Source organism: Pseudonocardia sp. ICBG601 (assembly GCF_020496245.1).
On the sequence record NZ_JAHLJA010000146.1, the window covers coordinates 46,113 to 61,348 of the forward strand.

16 protein-coding genes and 1 pseudogene are annotated in these 15,236 nt (G+C 72.3%); 4 read left to right on the forward strand and 13 right to left on the reverse strand.

The genetic code is table 11. The features are described 5' to 3' along the window. Positions 1–18: 18 nt before the first annotated feature. The 7 genes from KPL57_RS28035 to KPL57_RS28060 all read right to left on the reverse strand — a co-directional run bounded on the left by KPL57_RS28035 (position 19) and on the right by KPL57_RS28060 (position 4,992). Positions 19–621 carry a hypothetical protein gene (locus KPL57_RS28035; RefSeq protein ID WP_226353781.1) on the reverse strand — a complete coding sequence of 201 codons (603 nt, stop codon included), beginning with the start codon at positions 619–621 and terminating at the stop codon, positions 19–21. A gap of 455 nt (positions 622–1,076) precedes the next feature. Beyond that, positions 1,077–3,419, reverse strand: a complete 2,343-nt coding sequence (locus tag KPL57_RS28040) for a DUF3987 domain-containing protein (protein ID WP_226353782.1) — start codon at positions 3,417–3,419, stop codon at positions 1,077–1,079. A 7-nt stretch (positions 3,420–3,426) separates the two neighbouring features. Beyond that, positions 3,427–3,717 (reverse strand): hypothetical protein, encoded by a 291-nt coding sequence (locus tag KPL57_RS28045; protein WP_226353783.1) that lies wholly within the window; start codon positions 3,715–3,717, stop codon positions 3,427–3,429. After that, complete coding sequence (locus tag KPL57_RS28050; protein WP_226353784.1) at positions 3,714–4,043, reverse strand: hypothetical protein; 330 nt, start codon at positions 4,041–4,043, stop codon at positions 3,714–3,716. Before KPL57_RS28050 ends, KPL57_RS28045 begins: the two co-directional genes overlap by 4 nt. Before the next feature lie 212 nt (positions 4,044–4,255). Continuing rightward, positions 4,256–4,465 carry an AlpA family transcriptional regulator gene (locus KPL57_RS28055; protein ID WP_226353785.1) on the reverse strand — a complete coding sequence of 70 codons (210 nt, stop codon included), beginning with the start codon at positions 4,463–4,465 and terminating at the stop codon, positions 4,256–4,258. Positions 4,466–4,552: 87 nt separating this feature from the next. After that, complete coding sequence (locus KPL57_RS72850; RefSeq protein ID WP_374203802.1) at positions 4,553–4,795, reverse strand: helix-turn-helix domain-containing protein; 243 nt, start codon at positions 4,793–4,795, stop codon at positions 4,553–4,555. After that, complete coding sequence (locus KPL57_RS28060; protein WP_226353786.1) at positions 4,792–4,992, reverse strand: AlpA family transcriptional regulator; 201 nt, start codon at positions 4,990–4,992, stop codon at positions 4,792–4,794. The genes KPL57_RS72850 and KPL57_RS28060 overlap by 4 nt, the downstream gene beginning before the upstream one ends. Before the next feature lie 103 nt (positions 4,993–5,095). Between KPL57_RS28060 and KPL57_RS28065 the strand changes: the two genes are divergently transcribed. Both KPL57_RS28065 and KPL57_RS72855 read left to right on the forward strand, forming a co-directional pair. Further along, positions 5,096–5,698, forward strand: coding sequence for a helix-turn-helix domain-containing protein (locus KPL57_RS28065; RefSeq protein ID WP_226353787.1), 603 nt, complete (start codon positions 5,096–5,098; stop codon positions 5,696–5,698). Between the two features lie 149 nt (positions 5,699–5,847). Next, a pseudogene (locus KPL57_RS72855) lies at positions 5,848–6,816 on the forward strand (tyrosine-type recombinase/integrase); the annotation flags it as partial. Between the two features lie 183 nt (positions 6,817–6,999). Here KPL57_RS72855 and KPL57_RS28075 read toward each other — a convergent pair. Next, on the reverse strand, positions 7,000–8,124 hold the full coding sequence (locus tag KPL57_RS28075) for a GuaB3 family IMP dehydrogenase-related protein (protein WP_226353788.1): 1,125 nt from the start codon (positions 8,122–8,124) through the stop codon (positions 7,000–7,002). Between the two features lie 50 nt (positions 8,125–8,174). Continuing rightward, entirely contained in the window at positions 8,175–9,686 is a 1,512-nt protein-coding gene (guaB, locus tag KPL57_RS28080) for an IMP dehydrogenase (protein ID WP_224392163.1), read from the reverse strand. A 165-nt stretch (positions 9,687–9,851) separates the two neighbouring features. Here guaB and KPL57_RS28085 point away from each other — a divergent pair, with 165 nt between their 5' ends. Then, positions 9,852–10,244, forward strand: coding sequence for a DUF5319 domain-containing protein (locus KPL57_RS28085; RefSeq protein ID WP_255656812.1), 393 nt, complete (start codon positions 9,852–9,854; stop codon positions 10,242–10,244). Between the two features lie 79 nt (positions 10,245–10,323). Here the strand turns inward: KPL57_RS28085 and KPL57_RS28090 are convergent, their stop codons facing one another. The 4 genes from KPL57_RS28090 to KPL57_RS28105 form a co-directional block, all read right to left on the reverse strand. Further along, complete coding sequence (locus KPL57_RS28090) at positions 10,324–11,526, reverse strand: anti-sigma-D factor RsdA (protein WP_226353790.1); 1,203 nt, start codon at positions 11,524–11,526, stop codon at positions 10,324–10,326. Then, the gene (locus tag KPL57_RS28095; RefSeq protein ID WP_062397752.1) at positions 11,519–12,094 is read right to left on the reverse strand and encodes a sigma-70 family RNA polymerase sigma factor; all 576 of its coding nucleotides are present in this window, start codon (positions 12,092–12,094) and stop codon (positions 11,519–11,521) included. The genes KPL57_RS28090 and KPL57_RS28095 overlap by 8 nt, the downstream gene beginning before the upstream one ends. 800 nt (positions 12,095–12,894) lie before the next feature. Then, the gene (locus tag KPL57_RS28100; RefSeq protein WP_010225624.1) at positions 12,895–13,491 is read right to left on the reverse strand and encodes a response regulator transcription factor; all 597 of its coding nucleotides are present in this window, start codon (positions 13,489–13,491) and stop codon (positions 12,895–12,897) included. 202 nt (positions 13,492–13,693) lie between these two features. Then, a complete protein-coding gene (locus KPL57_RS28105) occupies positions 13,694–14,749 on the reverse strand; it encodes a hypothetical protein (protein ID WP_226353791.1) in 1,056 nt (351 codons plus the stop codon). Between the two features lie 84 nt (positions 14,750–14,833). On the opposite strand from KPL57_RS28105, the gene KPL57_RS28110 reads away from it, so the two are divergent. After that, positions 14,834–15,169 (forward strand): WhiB family transcriptional regulator, encoded by a 336-nt coding sequence (locus KPL57_RS28110; protein ID WP_062403765.1) that lies wholly within the window; start codon positions 14,834–14,836, stop codon positions 15,167–15,169. The last annotated feature ends 67 nt before the right edge of the window (positions 15,170–15,236 follow it).

The window sequence follows — 15,236 nt, forward strand, 5'->3', positions numbered from 1 at the left end:
GTCCCTTGGGGTTCGCGCTCACTGCGTTGGGGCTCGGTCGGTTCGGTAGACGCCGGATGCCAGCCAGGTGGGCCACTCCCCGTCGATCCCGGCTTCGGGGGCGGGGATGTCCCAGTTGGTCCAGAGGGCGTCGGCGATGAGGACGGCGTTGCGGAAGGTGAGCCAGCTGTCGGCTTCTCGGGCGAGCAGCGCCTTGCTGGCCTCGGTGTCGTGGTCGAGTTGGGTGGCGAAGTGGGCGAGGCCGCGCCACCAGTCGATGACGCCTCGGTGGGCGACGTCGGAGTCGTAGTCGGCGCCGGTGCCGTTGGTGTCGCGTCGCCATCGGCGGGTCTCGATGAGGCGGGTGAACCGTCGCTGGATGGGGCGTGCGGTGGCGAGGTACCGGGTGAGCTCGTCGGGGTTGTCGAGCACGACGGTGCCGAACTCGGTGAGGTCGCGTTCGCGGATCTCGATCTCGTCGAGGCGTTGGTCGGAGATCTGCTTGCGGGCGCGCCACTGTGCGACGTCGGGTGCGCTGCGGAGTGGGTTGGCGTCGATGGCTGCCTGGATGTCGACGCGTTCGGCGCGGAGGGCGTCGAGTTCGGTCTGGGCGCGGTCGGGGCTGGTGTTGGTGTCGGGCATGTGGTGCTCCTGGGGTCGGGTGAGGTGTCGGAGTGCGGCGAGCGCTTTCACGCTGGTCTCGGCGATGTGGGTGGTCGGGCCGACGGGTCGCGGGCGAGGCGTTCGCGGCTGCGGGTGGCTGCTTGGCGCCGGCGGATCGCGGTGGGGTCGCTGTTGGGGTGGGGCCAGGGGAGCAGCAGCTTCGGCGGATTTAGCGGATTGCGTGGGCCGGTTGGCGCGCTCGGAACGAGGTGAGCGATCAGGCCATGTACCAGCGGCATCTCCGCCGGTGCCGGGTTCTGCGGATACTGCGGATTCCGCGGAGCTACAACGAGTTGCCGCGCGCGTGTGAATTCATTCGATTCTGCGGATACTGCGGATGTCCCTGGACTCCCCTCCGGCGGTGCCGGGGTGCGTCTGCGGGAGCGAGTCGGGTCCGCGGAATCCGCAGTATCCGCACTATGCGTTTCCACAGGTCACCGGTCCGCGGTGTGGGCGTCGGGGTGAAGGCGGAACCGGGGTGATGGTCTCCGCCCTGGGCCCTTCCGGGCCGGTGCTGGCTGTTCGACGACCCAGCCGTGCTCGGCGAGAACAGCGACGGCGCCAGCGACCGACTCGGAGGTCGGGAACCGGCCGCGACTGAGCCTGTCCATGAGCTTCTTGATGGTGAATTCCTGCAGGTCATCCACGCTGAGGAGGTAGTCGAGGAGGAACTCGGCCGCTGTCTCGGTGGCGGCGTCACCGAGACGGGACAGCGCCGCGGAGGCGTGTTCGGTGAGGTAGACGCCAATGCTGTCGGCCCGCTGCAGGGTGTCTGCGGAGATGGGGCGCTCGCCGCCGGCGGGGTCTTCGGCGAGATGCAGTAGGCCTGCGATCCGCAGAATTGCTCCGCCGAGCTTCCCGCCCCACTCGGCGATGTGCCCGAGGGGGCCGTCGGGTGCGAGCTGGGGTTCGATCCGACGCTCGATGTCGAGCATGAGCTGCGCGGCGTCCGGGTCGAGCGGGATGACGGCGGGCTCGTTGTAGTGGCCGAGGAGCCGCGCGAGTTCGGTGATGCGTTCGCCGTATGCCTCTGACACCTGTGGGGGCACTGGAGCTGCGCCGATCTGTCGGTGTCCGACGTTGCTGGCTGGGATGGCGTAGAGGAAGCGTGCGAGGAGGCCTCGTCCGCGGAACTGGCCGTTGCGGGCGATCTCGCGGAGCACGGTCGGCTGAGCCGTGAGCAGGAGAGTCAGGGCCGGGTTGTCGATCCGCTCGGACGGTCGCCCCTTGCGGTCGACCCGCATCGGGTCACCGGCATGGCCCTTCAACCAGACGTCCAGGTTGGGGATCTTGTCGCTGTACCGGCCGGCCATGACGTCGAACAAGCCGCCCTCCGCGGAGATGAACGCGATACAGCCCTGCTGCTCGGCGAGTAGGGAGACCGCGGCCTCTGGGGTGGCGTCGTCGGCGACAAGACGTGGACGGGCCGGGATCGTGATGGCTGCTGCCGCGGTGGCGGCTGAGATCGCGTCGGCGAGCTTCGCGTCGCGTGTGTCGGGTCGAGCGGACACGGCATCACGACGTGCCTTCTCGGCGATCTTCTGGGCGATGTCGCGGCGGGTCTCGGCCTCGACGATGTCGCCGTCGACCTTCGACGTCAGCTCGGCTTCAGCTCGGTACAGCGGCCGGGTCGAGTCTGTGATGACTGCGGACTTGCGCGACGCCGGTGGCATGACGACCAGGGCATAGACGTTGACCGGCTCGCGCCAGCCAGGACGGGCCTCGACTACGGCGCGGCCGCCGGCACATGCGGCGACTGCCCCAAGGACGCACATGGCGGCCATGTCAGGGGGTGTCTGGGTCTGGCGGGACAGCGCGAGGACGTAGTCGGCGAGGACTGCCGGAAGCGCCTCGACGGGGAACTCGGCTGGACGCCGCGCCGGAACGAGGGGTCGCGGGCCCTCGTCAGTAGGCGCGTCCTGCTCACGGACCGGGACGAGCTGCCCGAGGCTGTGGCCGGCGTCGAGGTGGTCGGACAGGTCGTCGTGTTCGCCCTCGGTGGCCGGCTTGACGATGCGGACCGACGCGGCCTTGCCGAGGAGGTCGTCGTAGGCGGCTTCGGCGTGGGCCCGGCCTGCGTCGTCGCGGTCGGCGACGATGACGACGTGCGCGCCGGTCAGGCTGTCGCCGTACTCGGATCGCCACTTGGTGCGTTGTCCGGCCTTCGCGGCACCGTCGAAGTTGCAGGTGCCGACCTCGCCCATCTCGGCGAGCCGGTCGGCGTCCTTCTCGCCCTCGACCAACCAGACGGTGCGGCGAGTCTTGACGGCGGCTACGACCTCGGGCAGCCGGTAGAGAACGCGGCGAGTGTCGCCCAGGGACCAGGACCATCCGCCGGTCCCGTCGCGGCGGCGTTGGCGGAAGTCCTTGGGGTCGTAGCGGAGCTTCTGGAACAGCTCTCGCCCGTCCTCGTCTCGATAGCTGTAGGTCGCGACGGTCCGACGCTGCGGTCTCTGCTCGGCTCGGCCAGTGGCGGGTCGCGGGAGCTGGACGGGGTCGCCGCTGCCGCGCCACACGTCTCGGGGCCGGTCCTGTCGGTCGACGAACAGATCGGCGGTGCGAAGTCCGACCGCGGCGAGGACGTCCTCAATGCTGCATCCGGCCTGGCAGTTCACGAGCGCGTTGCCGGTGTCGGCTCGGCTGATCGACAGGGACGGGTTGCGGTCCTCATGTGCTGGGCACAGGGCTCGCCAGCTGCTGCCCTGCCGGCGAACGGAGAGCAGCAGCTCGAGGAGCCGGTCGACTGGATCGCCGACGTGGGAGCGGGCAGCAGTCATCGGTGGGCTACCCGACCGCCTGCTCGTCGGTGAACGGGTCGATAGCGGGGCAGCTGTCAGCGTGGATGACCGCGACATGGTGGATCCGGCGAGCCGCCCGTCGGGCGGCTCGCCGCTGCGCGCGGCTCGGGATCGCCATGGTCGCCCCGCACGGGCAGCGCCCGGTGACGGCGACCTGGCGGCGCCGTGCGAGGCCCTCCCGCACGCGAGGGGCACTGTCCTCGGTGACGGCGGGAACCACGGCGAGGGAGTTCTCGTCGTGCAGATGACCGGCGACGAGGTCGTGGAGGGCGGTCATGCTGCCGCTCCCAGGGTCGCCCACCGGCAGATGCGGCCGGTGAGGGCGGCCCTCAGCTGTTCGTGGAGGGACCGGATGTCTTCGCTGATCCACGGGCTGGCGACGGTGTAGCCGGCGAGCTGCTGGCGGGCGGCCAGCGCGGCCCAGTCCGCGGCGAGGATGTCCGCACCGCAGGGGTCGCAGGCGTGCCAGGTCTGGGCCGGGATGTCGAGGCCGATGGTGTTCGGTGCCGGCACGTGCCAGGTGAACGCTCGTGCCTCGAACCCGATGCCTGCGGAGGCGGGCGCGTTGCAGAACTCGCAGCGCGTCACGGCCGTCGCGAGCACCCCGGTTGGGCTGGTGACCCGCGCAGAGGTGCTGCGTGGCGTGTGGGATCGGCTACGCTGCTTGCTGGGTGAGGTGGCCTGGTGAGGGCAACTTGTGAACCTGTCGGCCTCGGGGGCGTGTGCAGCGCTCCCGAGGTCCTTCTTTCCGCTGGGCGGGCTCATCGTCTTCTCCGTTCGCGTGCGGTTGGTGAACGTGCGCAGTGCGGCCGCGGTCACGCGGCGGCGGCCTGTTCCTGCAGGTACTGGGTTAGCTCGGCGGCCGGATACCGGATTCGTCCGAGGCCATCGCCGACACGGGTCCATCGCGGACCGACGTTCTTGCGGCGCCAGCGGTACAGCGCGTCAGCTGACACGCGCAGTCGTTCGGCGGCTTCAGCTGGGGTGAGAAGCACGTCGTGCGGTGCGGTACCGGTCGTGTCCACGGTGGCCCTTCGGTAGCGGTCACCGCCGATGTTGGCCGATCACGACCGACGTTCTCCGTGATTCCTCGGGTCGTGACCCGCTGGGCTCTATGGCACGTCCGCAGTACTGGGAGAATCGAGGACGGTGCGGAGGCTCGCGGTGCTGACGCGGATGCGTGAGCCCAGCCGGAGGACTTTGATCCCCAGTGCGGCCAGCTCGCCGCGTGCGTGCATCGCGTAGATGAGGTCGCGACTCACACCGAGCGCGCGGGCGGTCTCCGCGATCGACACCGTCGGTCCGGCGTCGGGTAGGAGCCGCGGCGCGCTGCTTCCCGGCCTGCCCGGAGTCATGTCTCCCTCCCGGCTCGACGAGTCCGCTCGAGCAGCCACGTCTCGACGTCAGACCATCGGTACCGCGCGTGGCGGCCGACGCGCGCGTAGCGCGGGCCGGTGCCGAGGCGTGCCCATCGGTCCAGCGTTGACACCGGGACCCGGAGGTACTCCGCAACCTCAGCTCGTGATCCAAGACCTGCCCTTGCACCAGTCACTGGCTTCTCCGTTTCAGAGAGTTTCTGGAGAGATTCTCTCCGCTAGTGACAGTAGACCACACACTCTCGTATGGTGTGAACACATCAACTACGGTTCTCCGCTGTGGAGAACCCAGTGCAGCGGCGGTTCGGCGACAACGTCCGCACGCTCCGACAGGAGGCTGGGATGGGGCAGGCAGAGCTCGCGGAGGCGGTGACCGCTCAGGGCGTACCGATGCGACTCAACACAGTCAGCCGCATCGAGAACGGCCTGCGCAGCACCGACATCACGGAGCTGCTCGCCATCGCCGTCGCACTCGGCGACCACGTCTCGCCGAACCGCCTCCTCATCGGCCCCGAAGCAGGCGAGGAGCCGATCGCGCTCACTCCCAACCGGGTCGTCGAGGCCTACTGGGCCTGGCGCTGGGCAGCCGGCGACGGTCGCCTTCCTGATGAAGACGGCATCCCGGTATACGGCGACCGAACGTTCCCTCAGCTCAACCGCCCTCACGACCCGCCCGACCTCACGACGGTCGATGAGGTCGCGAGCTGGTCCAAGCAGCTCGCCGGTGTCGACCGCGAGATCTGGCGGGCCGTGCGCGAGCTGGGGATCCCGGCCCGTGTCGTACTGGCCTACGCCCGGATGCTCGAACACCCGATCTTCCATGGTCGAGACGGTGAACTCGGTCCGTCAGCCAGCGAGGACCACCCGGAGGATCCGACATGAGCCGCGGCCGCGTCTACCGAGCGTGCTCGTGCCGCGGCGAGGACGGCCGCCAGCTCGGAACCCGCTGCCCGGATCTGGCCGCCAGCGCGAAGCACGGCCGCTGGGCCTACGCCGTCGACCTGCCCACCATCGACGGCCACCGTAAGACGATGCGCCGCCGAGGGTTCCCCACGAAGGCCAGCGCCCAGCGAGCCCTCGACGACGTCGTTCAGCGCCGCGGGACCGGGGTCCAGGTCGACGACCGCGAGACCGTCGCCGCGTACCTCGCCGAGTGGCTGCACGGGATGCGGCACAAGCTCAAGCCCAAGACGTTGCTCAGCTACCAGTGCTACGTCCGCAACGACCTCGTGCCCGCGCTCGGAGCGCACAGGCTCGAGCACCTCAACCACCGGCACGTCGCGCAGTTCATCGCCGACCTGGAGGCGGCCGGCCGGGGCGCCCCGACGATCCGTCGCTGCGTCGCGGTGCTGTCCTCCGCGCTGGCCGACGCCGTCGAGCGCCGTCGGCTCACCCACAACGCAGCCCGGCACGCCCCGCTCCCGGCCGAGGGCCGCGCGGAGCGCACCCCGTGGACCGTCGACCAGGCGATCACGTTCCTGGCCCATGTCCGCGACCACGAGTTCGGTCCGCTCTTCGAGGTACTGATCGGTTGCGGCCTGCGCCGTGGTGAGGCGCTCGGGCTGCGCTGGTCCGACGTCGATCTGGACCGCCGGGTGCTACAGGTCCGCCAGACGCTGTCCGACGTCAACGGGACGCTGATGCTGACGAAGCCGAAGACCGCGGGCAGCGCGGCCGGCGTCGGCATGTCCGGCCGGGTCGTCGACGCCCTGCGTCGCCAGCAAGAGCGCCAGACCGCGACCCGCGCGGAGTGGGGCGAGGCCTACGACCCGGAGGGCCTGAACCTGGTGTTCGCCCGGGAGGACGGGGCGCCGATCCGCCCGGAGAAGGCGCTGTGGCACTTCCACGAGCGAGCGAAGGAGGCAGGCCTCCCCCGCTGCACGATCCACGATCTGCGGCACCTGGCCGCGACGCTGATGCTCGCCTCCGGGGTGCCGCTGGCGGTGGTGTCGAAGATGCTCCGACACTCGAAGATCTCCATCACCGTCGACCTGTACGGCCACCTGTCGCACGAGACCTCGACGGCCGCCGCCGACGTCTACGGCGCGGTCCTCGACGCCGCCGCGGCCGAGTACGCCGCGGAGCGTGCTGCGGCTGCTGCGACCACAGTGCGACCACAGACCGACAACGGCGACCGCCTCATGGGCCCGCCGGACAGCGAACCCACAGGTCAGAGCACCGAATCAGGTCCGCAGGTTCAGCCCGACCCGCTGGAACTCCTTGAGGTCGGAGTAGCCGGTCTTCGCCATCGCCCGGCGCAGCGCACCGAACAGGTTCGTCGTGCCGTACGGGCTGTCGGTCGGCCCGAACAGCACCTGCTCCAGGGTCCGCCCCGACCGCGCGAGGCCGGTGACCTCCGAGCGCGGCAGCGACGGGTGCGCCGCCGACGACGTCCAGTACAGCCCGCCCGCGGGGGCCTCCGCGGCCTCGGCGAGCTGCTCGCCGAGCATGACCGCGTCGGCGCCGCACGCCACGGCGCGGGCGATGTCACCGGAGGTGCCGATGCCGCCGTCGGCGATCACGTGCACGTACCGGCCGCCGGTCTCGTCGAGGTAGTCGCGGCGGGCCGCCGCGGCGTCGACGATCGCGGTCGCCATCGGGACCCCGACCCCCAGCACCTCGTCGGTGGTGGTGGAGGTGGACTGCCCGTACCCGACGATGACGCCGGCGGCGCCGGTGCGCATCAGGTGCAGCGCGGTGCGGTAGTCCCCCACCCCGCCGGCGACGACCGGGACGTCCAGCTCGGCGATGAAGTCCTTGAGGTTGAGCGGCTCGTCGTCCGAGACGTGCTCGGCGGAGATGATCGTGCCCTGCACGATGAGGATCTCGACGCCCGCGGCGAGCAGCGCCGGGGTGAGCTCGCGGGCGCGCTGCGGGCTGACCCGCGCCGCGACCGTGTGCGAGCCGTCGCGCAGCGGGCGCAGCGCCTCGGTGATCAGGTCCTGCTGGATGGGGTCCTGGTGCAGCTCCTGCAGCAGCGCCACCGCGGAGTCCGGCTCGTCGCCGGTCGCCGCCGCGACGACACGCTCCAGCGCGCCCTTCGGGTCGGCGTGCCGGGCCCAGAGGCCCTCCGCGTTCAGCACCCCCAGCCCGCCGAGCTCGCTGATCCGCACCGCCGAGTCCGGCGACACCACCGCGTCGGTGGGGTGGGTCATCAGCGGGATGTCGAAGCGGTAGGCGTCGAGCTGCCAGGCCGTCGAGACGGCCTTCGAGCTGCGGGTCCGCCGCGACGGGACGATCTCGATCTGGTCGAGGTCGTAGGCACGACGGGCCTCCCGGCCCATCCCGATCTCCACGAGGTCACGCACGGGCACCACCCTAAGCGGCGCTGCTCAGGGTGGTGCTGGGGCCCCCGTGACTACCGGGCGGCGTAGTTCGGGGCCTCGACGGTCATCGTGATGTCGTGCGGGTGGCTCTCCTTGAGACCGGCCGCGGTGATCCGCACCAGGCGCGCCTGCTGCAGGTCCGGGATGGTCTGCGCGCCGACGTAGCCCATGCCCGAGCGCAGCCCACCGCCGAGCTGGTGCACGACCGAGGACAGCGGCCCGCGGAACGGGATCCGGCCCTCGATGCCCTCGGGGACGAGCTTGTCCTCGCTGAGCACGTCGTCCTGGGCGTAGCGGTCCTTGGAGTAGGACCGGCCCGCGGCGCCGGCACGGCCCTGCATGGCGCCGAGCGAGCCCATCCCGCGGTAGGTCTTGAACTGCTTGCCCCCGACGAGCACGACCTCGCCGGGCGACTCCGCGGTGCCGGCCAGCAGCGAGCCCAGCATGACCGTCGACGCGCCGGCCGCGATGGCCTTGGCGACGTCGCCGGAGTACTGGATGCCGCCGTCGCCGATGACCGGGACGCCGGCCGGGGCGCACGCACGGGTGGCCTCGTAGATCGCGGTGATCTGCGGGGCGCCGACCCCGGCGACGACGCGGGTGGTGCAGATCGAGCCCGGCCCGACGCCGACCTTCACCGCGTCCGCACCCGCCTCGACGAGCGCCTTGGCGCCCTCGTAGGTGGCGACGTTGCCGCCGACGACGTCGACGTGGTCGCCGACCTCGGCGCGCAGCTTCGCGACGGTCTCCAGCACACGGCGGGAGTGGCCGTGCGCGGTGTCGACCATCAGGACGTCCACACCGGCCTCGACGAGCTGCATCGAGCGGGCGTAGGCGTCGTCGCCGACCCCGACCGCGGCGGCGACGACGAGCCGCCCGTCCGGGTCCTTGGTCGCCAGCGGGTACTGCTCGGTCTTGTTGAAGTCCTTGATCGTGATGAGGCCGCGCAGCATGTCGTCGCCGTCGACGATCGGCAGCTTCTCCAGCTTGTGCCGGCGCAGCAGGCCCAGCGCGGCCTCCGCGGTGACGCCGACCTTGGCCGTCACCAGGGGCGCGCGGGTCATGACCTCCGACACGGGCCGGTCGGTGTCGACCTCGTAGCGCATGTCGCGGTTGGTGATGATCCCCACCAGGTGGCCGGTCTCGTCGGTCACCGGCACGCCGGAGATCCGGAACTTGGCGCACAGGGCGTCGACGTCGGCCAGCGTCGCGTCGGGGCTGCAGGTCACCGGGTCGGTCACCATGCCGGCCTCGGACCGCTTCACGACCTCGGCCTGGGCCGCCTGGGCGTCCGGGGAGAGGTTGCGGTGCAGCACGCCGAGACCGCCGGCGCGGGCCATCGCGATGGCCATCCGGGACTCGGTGACGGTGTCCATCGGGGACGACACCAGCGGCACCTGGACCCGCACCCGGCGGGTCACCTGGCTCGACGTGTCGGCCGAGCTGGGGATCACGTCCGACTCGGCGGGCAGCAGCAGCACGTCGTCGAAGGTCAGTCCGAGCATCGCGAACTTGTCCGGCAGGCCGCCCATCTCGCTCGTCATCTCTCCGGGGCTCCTCTTGCGGTCGAAGCAGTGTTGTCGAGGCGGTGCGGTCGACGCTGACGGCGGGCTCCCGCCGCAGGCCGCCATCGTACGTCCACCACCCCGGGGTGGGCCGGGGCCCGACCCCCCTGCACCGGTACCGTGTACGCCGTGTCACCAGAGGCGCTGCCACCGGACCCGTTCGCCGGAGACCCGGATGACCCTGCGCTCTCGATGCAGGCCTATGACGACCGTGGTGACGGCCCGTGGCCGGGTTCCGGTGACTCCGAGGTACCCCCGTTGAACGAGACCGACCGCGGCGAGATCCTGGCCGACCTGGCGGACCTGGCCGTGTACCAGGCGCTGCTGGCGGGCCGCGGCGTCCGCGGGATCGTCGTCGACTGCGCGGACTGCGGCGAGCAGCACTTCCACGAGTGGAACCTGCTGCGCGCGAGCCTGCAGCAGCTGCTCGACGAGGGCCGGATGCGGCCGCACGAGCCGGCCTACGACCCGGACCCGGCGCACTACGTCACGTGGGAGTACTGCCGCGGGTACGCCGACGCGACCCTCGCCGACTGAGCGCGACACCCCCGACACACGCGAAGGGCCCCGGAGGAGATCCTCCGGGGCCCTTCGTCGTACTGCGTGCCGGACGGCGTCAGTTCGGCGTGCTGCTCACCGCGCCGGTCGTCGTCGACGACGGCGGGGTGGTGTCGTCCGTCGGGTCGCTCTGCCCCTCCCCGGCCGCGGTGGGCCGGGTCGTGGGCGCCGTCGTCGGGGTCGTCGGGTCCGCCTGGCCCTCCGTCGTCGGCGAGGTCTCCGACGGCGACGGCGACGTCGTGGGCGAGGTCTCACCCGGCCCGTTCAGCACGGACGGGTCGGTGGTGCCCTCCGGCGAGGTCGTGCCACCCGGGGTGGTCGTCCCCTGCGACGGACGCGGGTCCGGCGTCGGGGTGTCCTCGTTGCCCTCGGAGACCGGGGGCGGCGGGGCCGGGGTCCCGTCGCGCAGCGGCGACCGCGGGTCGGTCGGCGTGCCCGGCGGGGTCTCGGCGACCTTCTGGTTCAGGAAGCGGTTCTGCTGCTCGAAGTCGTTGCGCAGGTCCGGTGCGGTGCGGTCCACCAGCGGGCCGAGCGCGGCGAGCTCCTGCTGTGCACCGACGGTGTCCCCGGCGGCGAGCTTGGCGTTGACCCGCTCGATGCCCTCGCGCAGCGTGGTCGCGGCCTGCACCTGGTCGGCGCGCTCGCTGTAGAGCACCCGGGAGACACCCCACAGGGCGTCGCCCGGCTGGGCCTCGTGCGCGCTGATCGAGACGACGGCCAGCGCACACGCCGCGACCGCCGCGGCAGCGACGAGCGGGCGCAGGAAGGAGACCTTCCGCGACGGCTTCGCCGGCTGCAGGATCTGGACGGCCTCGTCGGTGTCGAGGAGCTGCGGGATCGGGTCGCGGTCGACCTCGTCCTTCCAGGACGAGAGCATCGCGGCCAGGTGGTCGTCGACGTCGTAGCCGCGCCGGCCGGGGCCGGACACGCCGAGCCCGGAGGACAGGGCGTTGATCAGCTCGTCGTCGGCCTGGAGCTCGACGAGGTCGATCGGGCCGTCGTCCTCGAAGCCGTCGAGGTCGTCCCACTCGTCGGCGCGGGCGGCATGCCGCTGCACAACCGGCTGCGGGACGGTGCGCCCGTCGAACGGCACCGGGTGGCCCTGGTGACCGAGCGGGTGCGAGTGGCCGTTGGTGTGGCCGTTGGCACGGGGAGGGCGGGGCTCGCCGAAGCGGCCACGCGTCACCGGTGCGGGCGGGCGCTCCCAGCCCTCACCGGGCGGTGGGGGGAAGCCCGGACCGTGCGGACCCTGGTCACGCATCCCGGACCACCTCCTCACTCATCATCTTCCTCAGCCGGGCCAGCGCCCGGTGCTGGGCGACGCGGACGGCGCCCGGGGTGGAGCCGACGGCTGCCGCGGTCTCCTCCGCGGACAGACCCACGACCACGCGCAACACGATGATCTCCCGATGCTTGTCCGGAAGGATCTCCAGGAGCTTGGACATCTCCTCCGACAGTTCCACCTGCAGGGCCCGGGACTCCGGGCCGTCGGACGACTCCATGCGGTCCGGCACGTCGGCCATCGGTTCGGAGCGGTTCCGGGACGCAGCCCGGTGCGCGTCGATGACCTTGTGGGACGCGATGCCGTAGACGAAGGCGAGGAACGGGCGACCCTGCACCCGGTACCCCGGCAACGCCGTGAGCACGGCCACGCAGACCTCCTGGGCGACATCGTCCGCCGAGACGGACCCTCGGTCGGTCCCCAGACGGGCGCGGCAGTAGCGCACGACGAGGGGCCGAATCATGGCGAGAACGCGCTCGACCGCGGACCGATCGCCGGCCATGGCCGCTTCGATCCACTCGTCGGGAACGTCTCTTGATTCACTCATCGTGGGGAACCGCCCAGGCGTTACGAGCTTCCAGCAGTGTCATCCGATCGTGGAGGCAACCCGCGTTCGCGCAGGTGAGATCGGCTCGGATCCACCGTATCCGAGCGGGGCTCGCCGACGGGAGTCGCTCCATGTCAGATCAGACGATCGTGCACAGTTCCGGGTTGCGCGGGGCCGCGCCGGAACACGTCCACGGGGCGGCCACGGTCGGCGAGCGGTTCGTCACCCACCGCAGAATGCGGTCACCGGACGCAGTGAAGATCGTCCGCGCCCGATCACCGGCCGTGGACCGCCCGGCGCGGGTCGCGCCCGGTTCGGCGCGGAATCCGGACGGGTCGTCGCCGGGGCCGCGGGGCTGCGGTCACGCATGTGACCCCGGGGACGCGGGGGACGCCGGGTGACGATTCCCGGCGTCCCGCCGACCGCTCGTCGGACGAGGGCCGATCGGAGGCGGACGGTTACGACGTCCGGCGGATCCGTCGTCGGCCTCGGCCGGGGCGGCCGCGGGCCCCGGCGGGGTCCGGTCGCGGGGAGCACGACCGGCGTCCCGTCACCGGGGCGCCGGACCGGCCGGAGCCGGTCGGGGCGGATCTCCCGGGCGTGGTGTCCCGGGTGCGGGCCGCGGGGTCTGCAGCGGCCCGGGTGCGTGGGCCGGACACGGGGATGTCCGGGGCGTGGAGCCGGACCGCGGGGGTCGGTCCGGCTCACGATGCCCACCCGCGGACGGGTGGGGTGGAGCGGCCGGTTCGGGGTCGGTCGCTCGGTGGTGCGTTCTCGTGCCGTTCCGGGTGGGGACCCGGTCAGGACACCAGGCCGCGCCGGAAGCCGTGGGCCACGGCCTGTGCGCGGTCACGGACGCCGAGCTTGCGGAACAGCCGGCGGGCGTGGGTCTTCACGGTGTCCTCGGACAGGTAGAGCTCGCGGCCGATCTGGCCGTTGCTCTTGCCCTGGCTCATCCCGCGCAGCACCTGGAGCTCGCGCTCGGTGAGCTGGACCCCCGGGTCGGTGGGGACGCGCGGGGTCGGCACCGAGGTGCTGGCCAGGGTGTGTGCCAGCGCGGCGACCAGCTCGGGACGCGAGGCGTCCCAGCGCAGGTAGCCGCGTGCCCCCCCGGCGATGGCGGCGGCGATGCTGCCGGCGTCGTCCGGGGCTCCGAAGACGATGACGTTGGCCTGCGGGTGGGCGGCCACCAGTCGTCGGGTGGCCTCCACCCCGGTGGGCACAGCACGCTGCGTCCCGACCAGGACGACGTCGACGGACTGGCGGGCGTAGCGGGCGAGGAGCTCGTCCCCGTGGGCGACGCAGTCGATGCGCTGGACCCCCGGGACCGCGGACATGACGCGAGTCAGTCCCTCGCGGACGCTGCGACGATCGTCGCAGATGAGTACCGTCGTCACGACGATTCCTTCCTGCAGCTTCCTGCAGCCGGGTGATTCTTCACCCTCCGAATCGGCGGGTGACACTCTCACCTTGACACGGTCGGGGCGATTTTGTGCCCTCCGTTCGGCGCTCTGACCCACGTGCATCAGCGTCATGTGGGTGAAGTGTCGCCGAATGGAGTAGTCCGTACGGTACATCGTCCGGGCCGGACTCCGGGCACTACTCCCGCAGCAGGTCTCGCCCGCTACGGTCACTTCGCGTATAGAGGACGCTCACCGTGTGCAACACCGCATGTCGGCGACCCTCCGCATCCGCTCGGCGACTGCGCGTATCGAATGGTGACGCTCCGGCGTGTCGCGCTCCGACGACCGGTCCGGAACCGGCCTCCGGCGTCGCCCGATCGGCCCCGCGGCGCCCGCGGTACGGCCGAGCGGGTACGGCATCCGGACCACCTCCGGCCGGGTCCGGTGCCCCGTCCGGCCCCGGTCCCGGCCCGGTGAGGTCGGCCCGGGCGAGCAGCGCGGGGCGGTGCAGCGGTAGCAGTCCGTGTACGAGCGCGTCCGCGGCCACCGCGTCCAGCTCGGCGACGACGCCCGCCCGGTCCCGCCCCGCCACCCCGGCGGCGACCGCCCGGACCAGGCGGCTCTTGAGCACGTGCCGCGCGGACCCGAGCGCCCGTGCCCCGGCCAGCGCCTCGTCGGCGGCGGCGAGCGCCGCGGCCGGGTCGCCCGCGACCAGTGCCGTCTCCGCGGTCACCCAGCCATGGCGGACCCGGGTGCGGTGACCGTGCGGGCCGCACCACGGCCCGGCCCGGCGCAGCAGCACGGCGGCGGTCGCGGCGTCGAGGCGGCCGAGGGCGTCGGCGGCGAGCCCGGTCAGCGCGTCGGCGACGGCCGCGGCGCGGTCGAGGCCCCACGGCCCGGGGTCGCCCGGGGTCCCCGCGCCCGGCAGCACCAGCCGGAGCGCGGCGCCGTCGAGGGCGGCCGCGGCGCGGTGCCCGCCGAGCTGGCGCAGGTGCGAGGCCCGGGTGACGGTGGCGTGCGCCCGCGGCACGACCCCGGCCGCCGGGTCGCGGCGCACCCCGTCGAGCAGCGCGGCCGCGGCCGCGTAGTGCCCGGAGCCGCCCCGGGCGACGGCGGCCGCCCACCGCAGCTCCGCCGGCCCGTCCGGGCGCGCCGCCGCGGCCACCTCCCGGTCCGTCGCCACCCCGGCGAGCAGGGCCCGGACCTCCGCCGACGGCGCTCGCCATGCACCACCCTGTCGGACGTGCACCATCGTTCACCTCGAATCAGGTTTGCGGCCGCCATGGCCAGGGAATCTGAGCGTCGTCAGGTTCGATAGCGAAGGCAGGTGACGAACATGGCGGACATCCGGAGGCTTCCCGGCCCGGTCGCCGACATCTACGACTGGCAGATGGAGGGAGCCTGCCGGGGGATGGACAGCGCGTTCTTCTTCCATCCCGAGGGTGAGCGCGGTCCCGCCCGGGCCCGTCGTGAGACCCGAGCGAAGCAGGTCTGTTCCGAGTGCCCCGTGGTGCAGCAGTGCCGCGAGCACGCACTGAAGGTGCACGAGCCCTACGGCATCTGGGGCGGCCTGTCCGAGTCCGAGCGGGACGCGATCATCCGCGGTCCGCGCCGCACGCTCAAGGTCGCCGCCGAGGCGACCGTCCAGCCGGTGGAGATCCACACCGCCTGAGAGAGCCCCGACCGGCGGGGGCTCCCATCTCCCGTCGGACGGCACACACTTCCTGCCCCGCAACGCA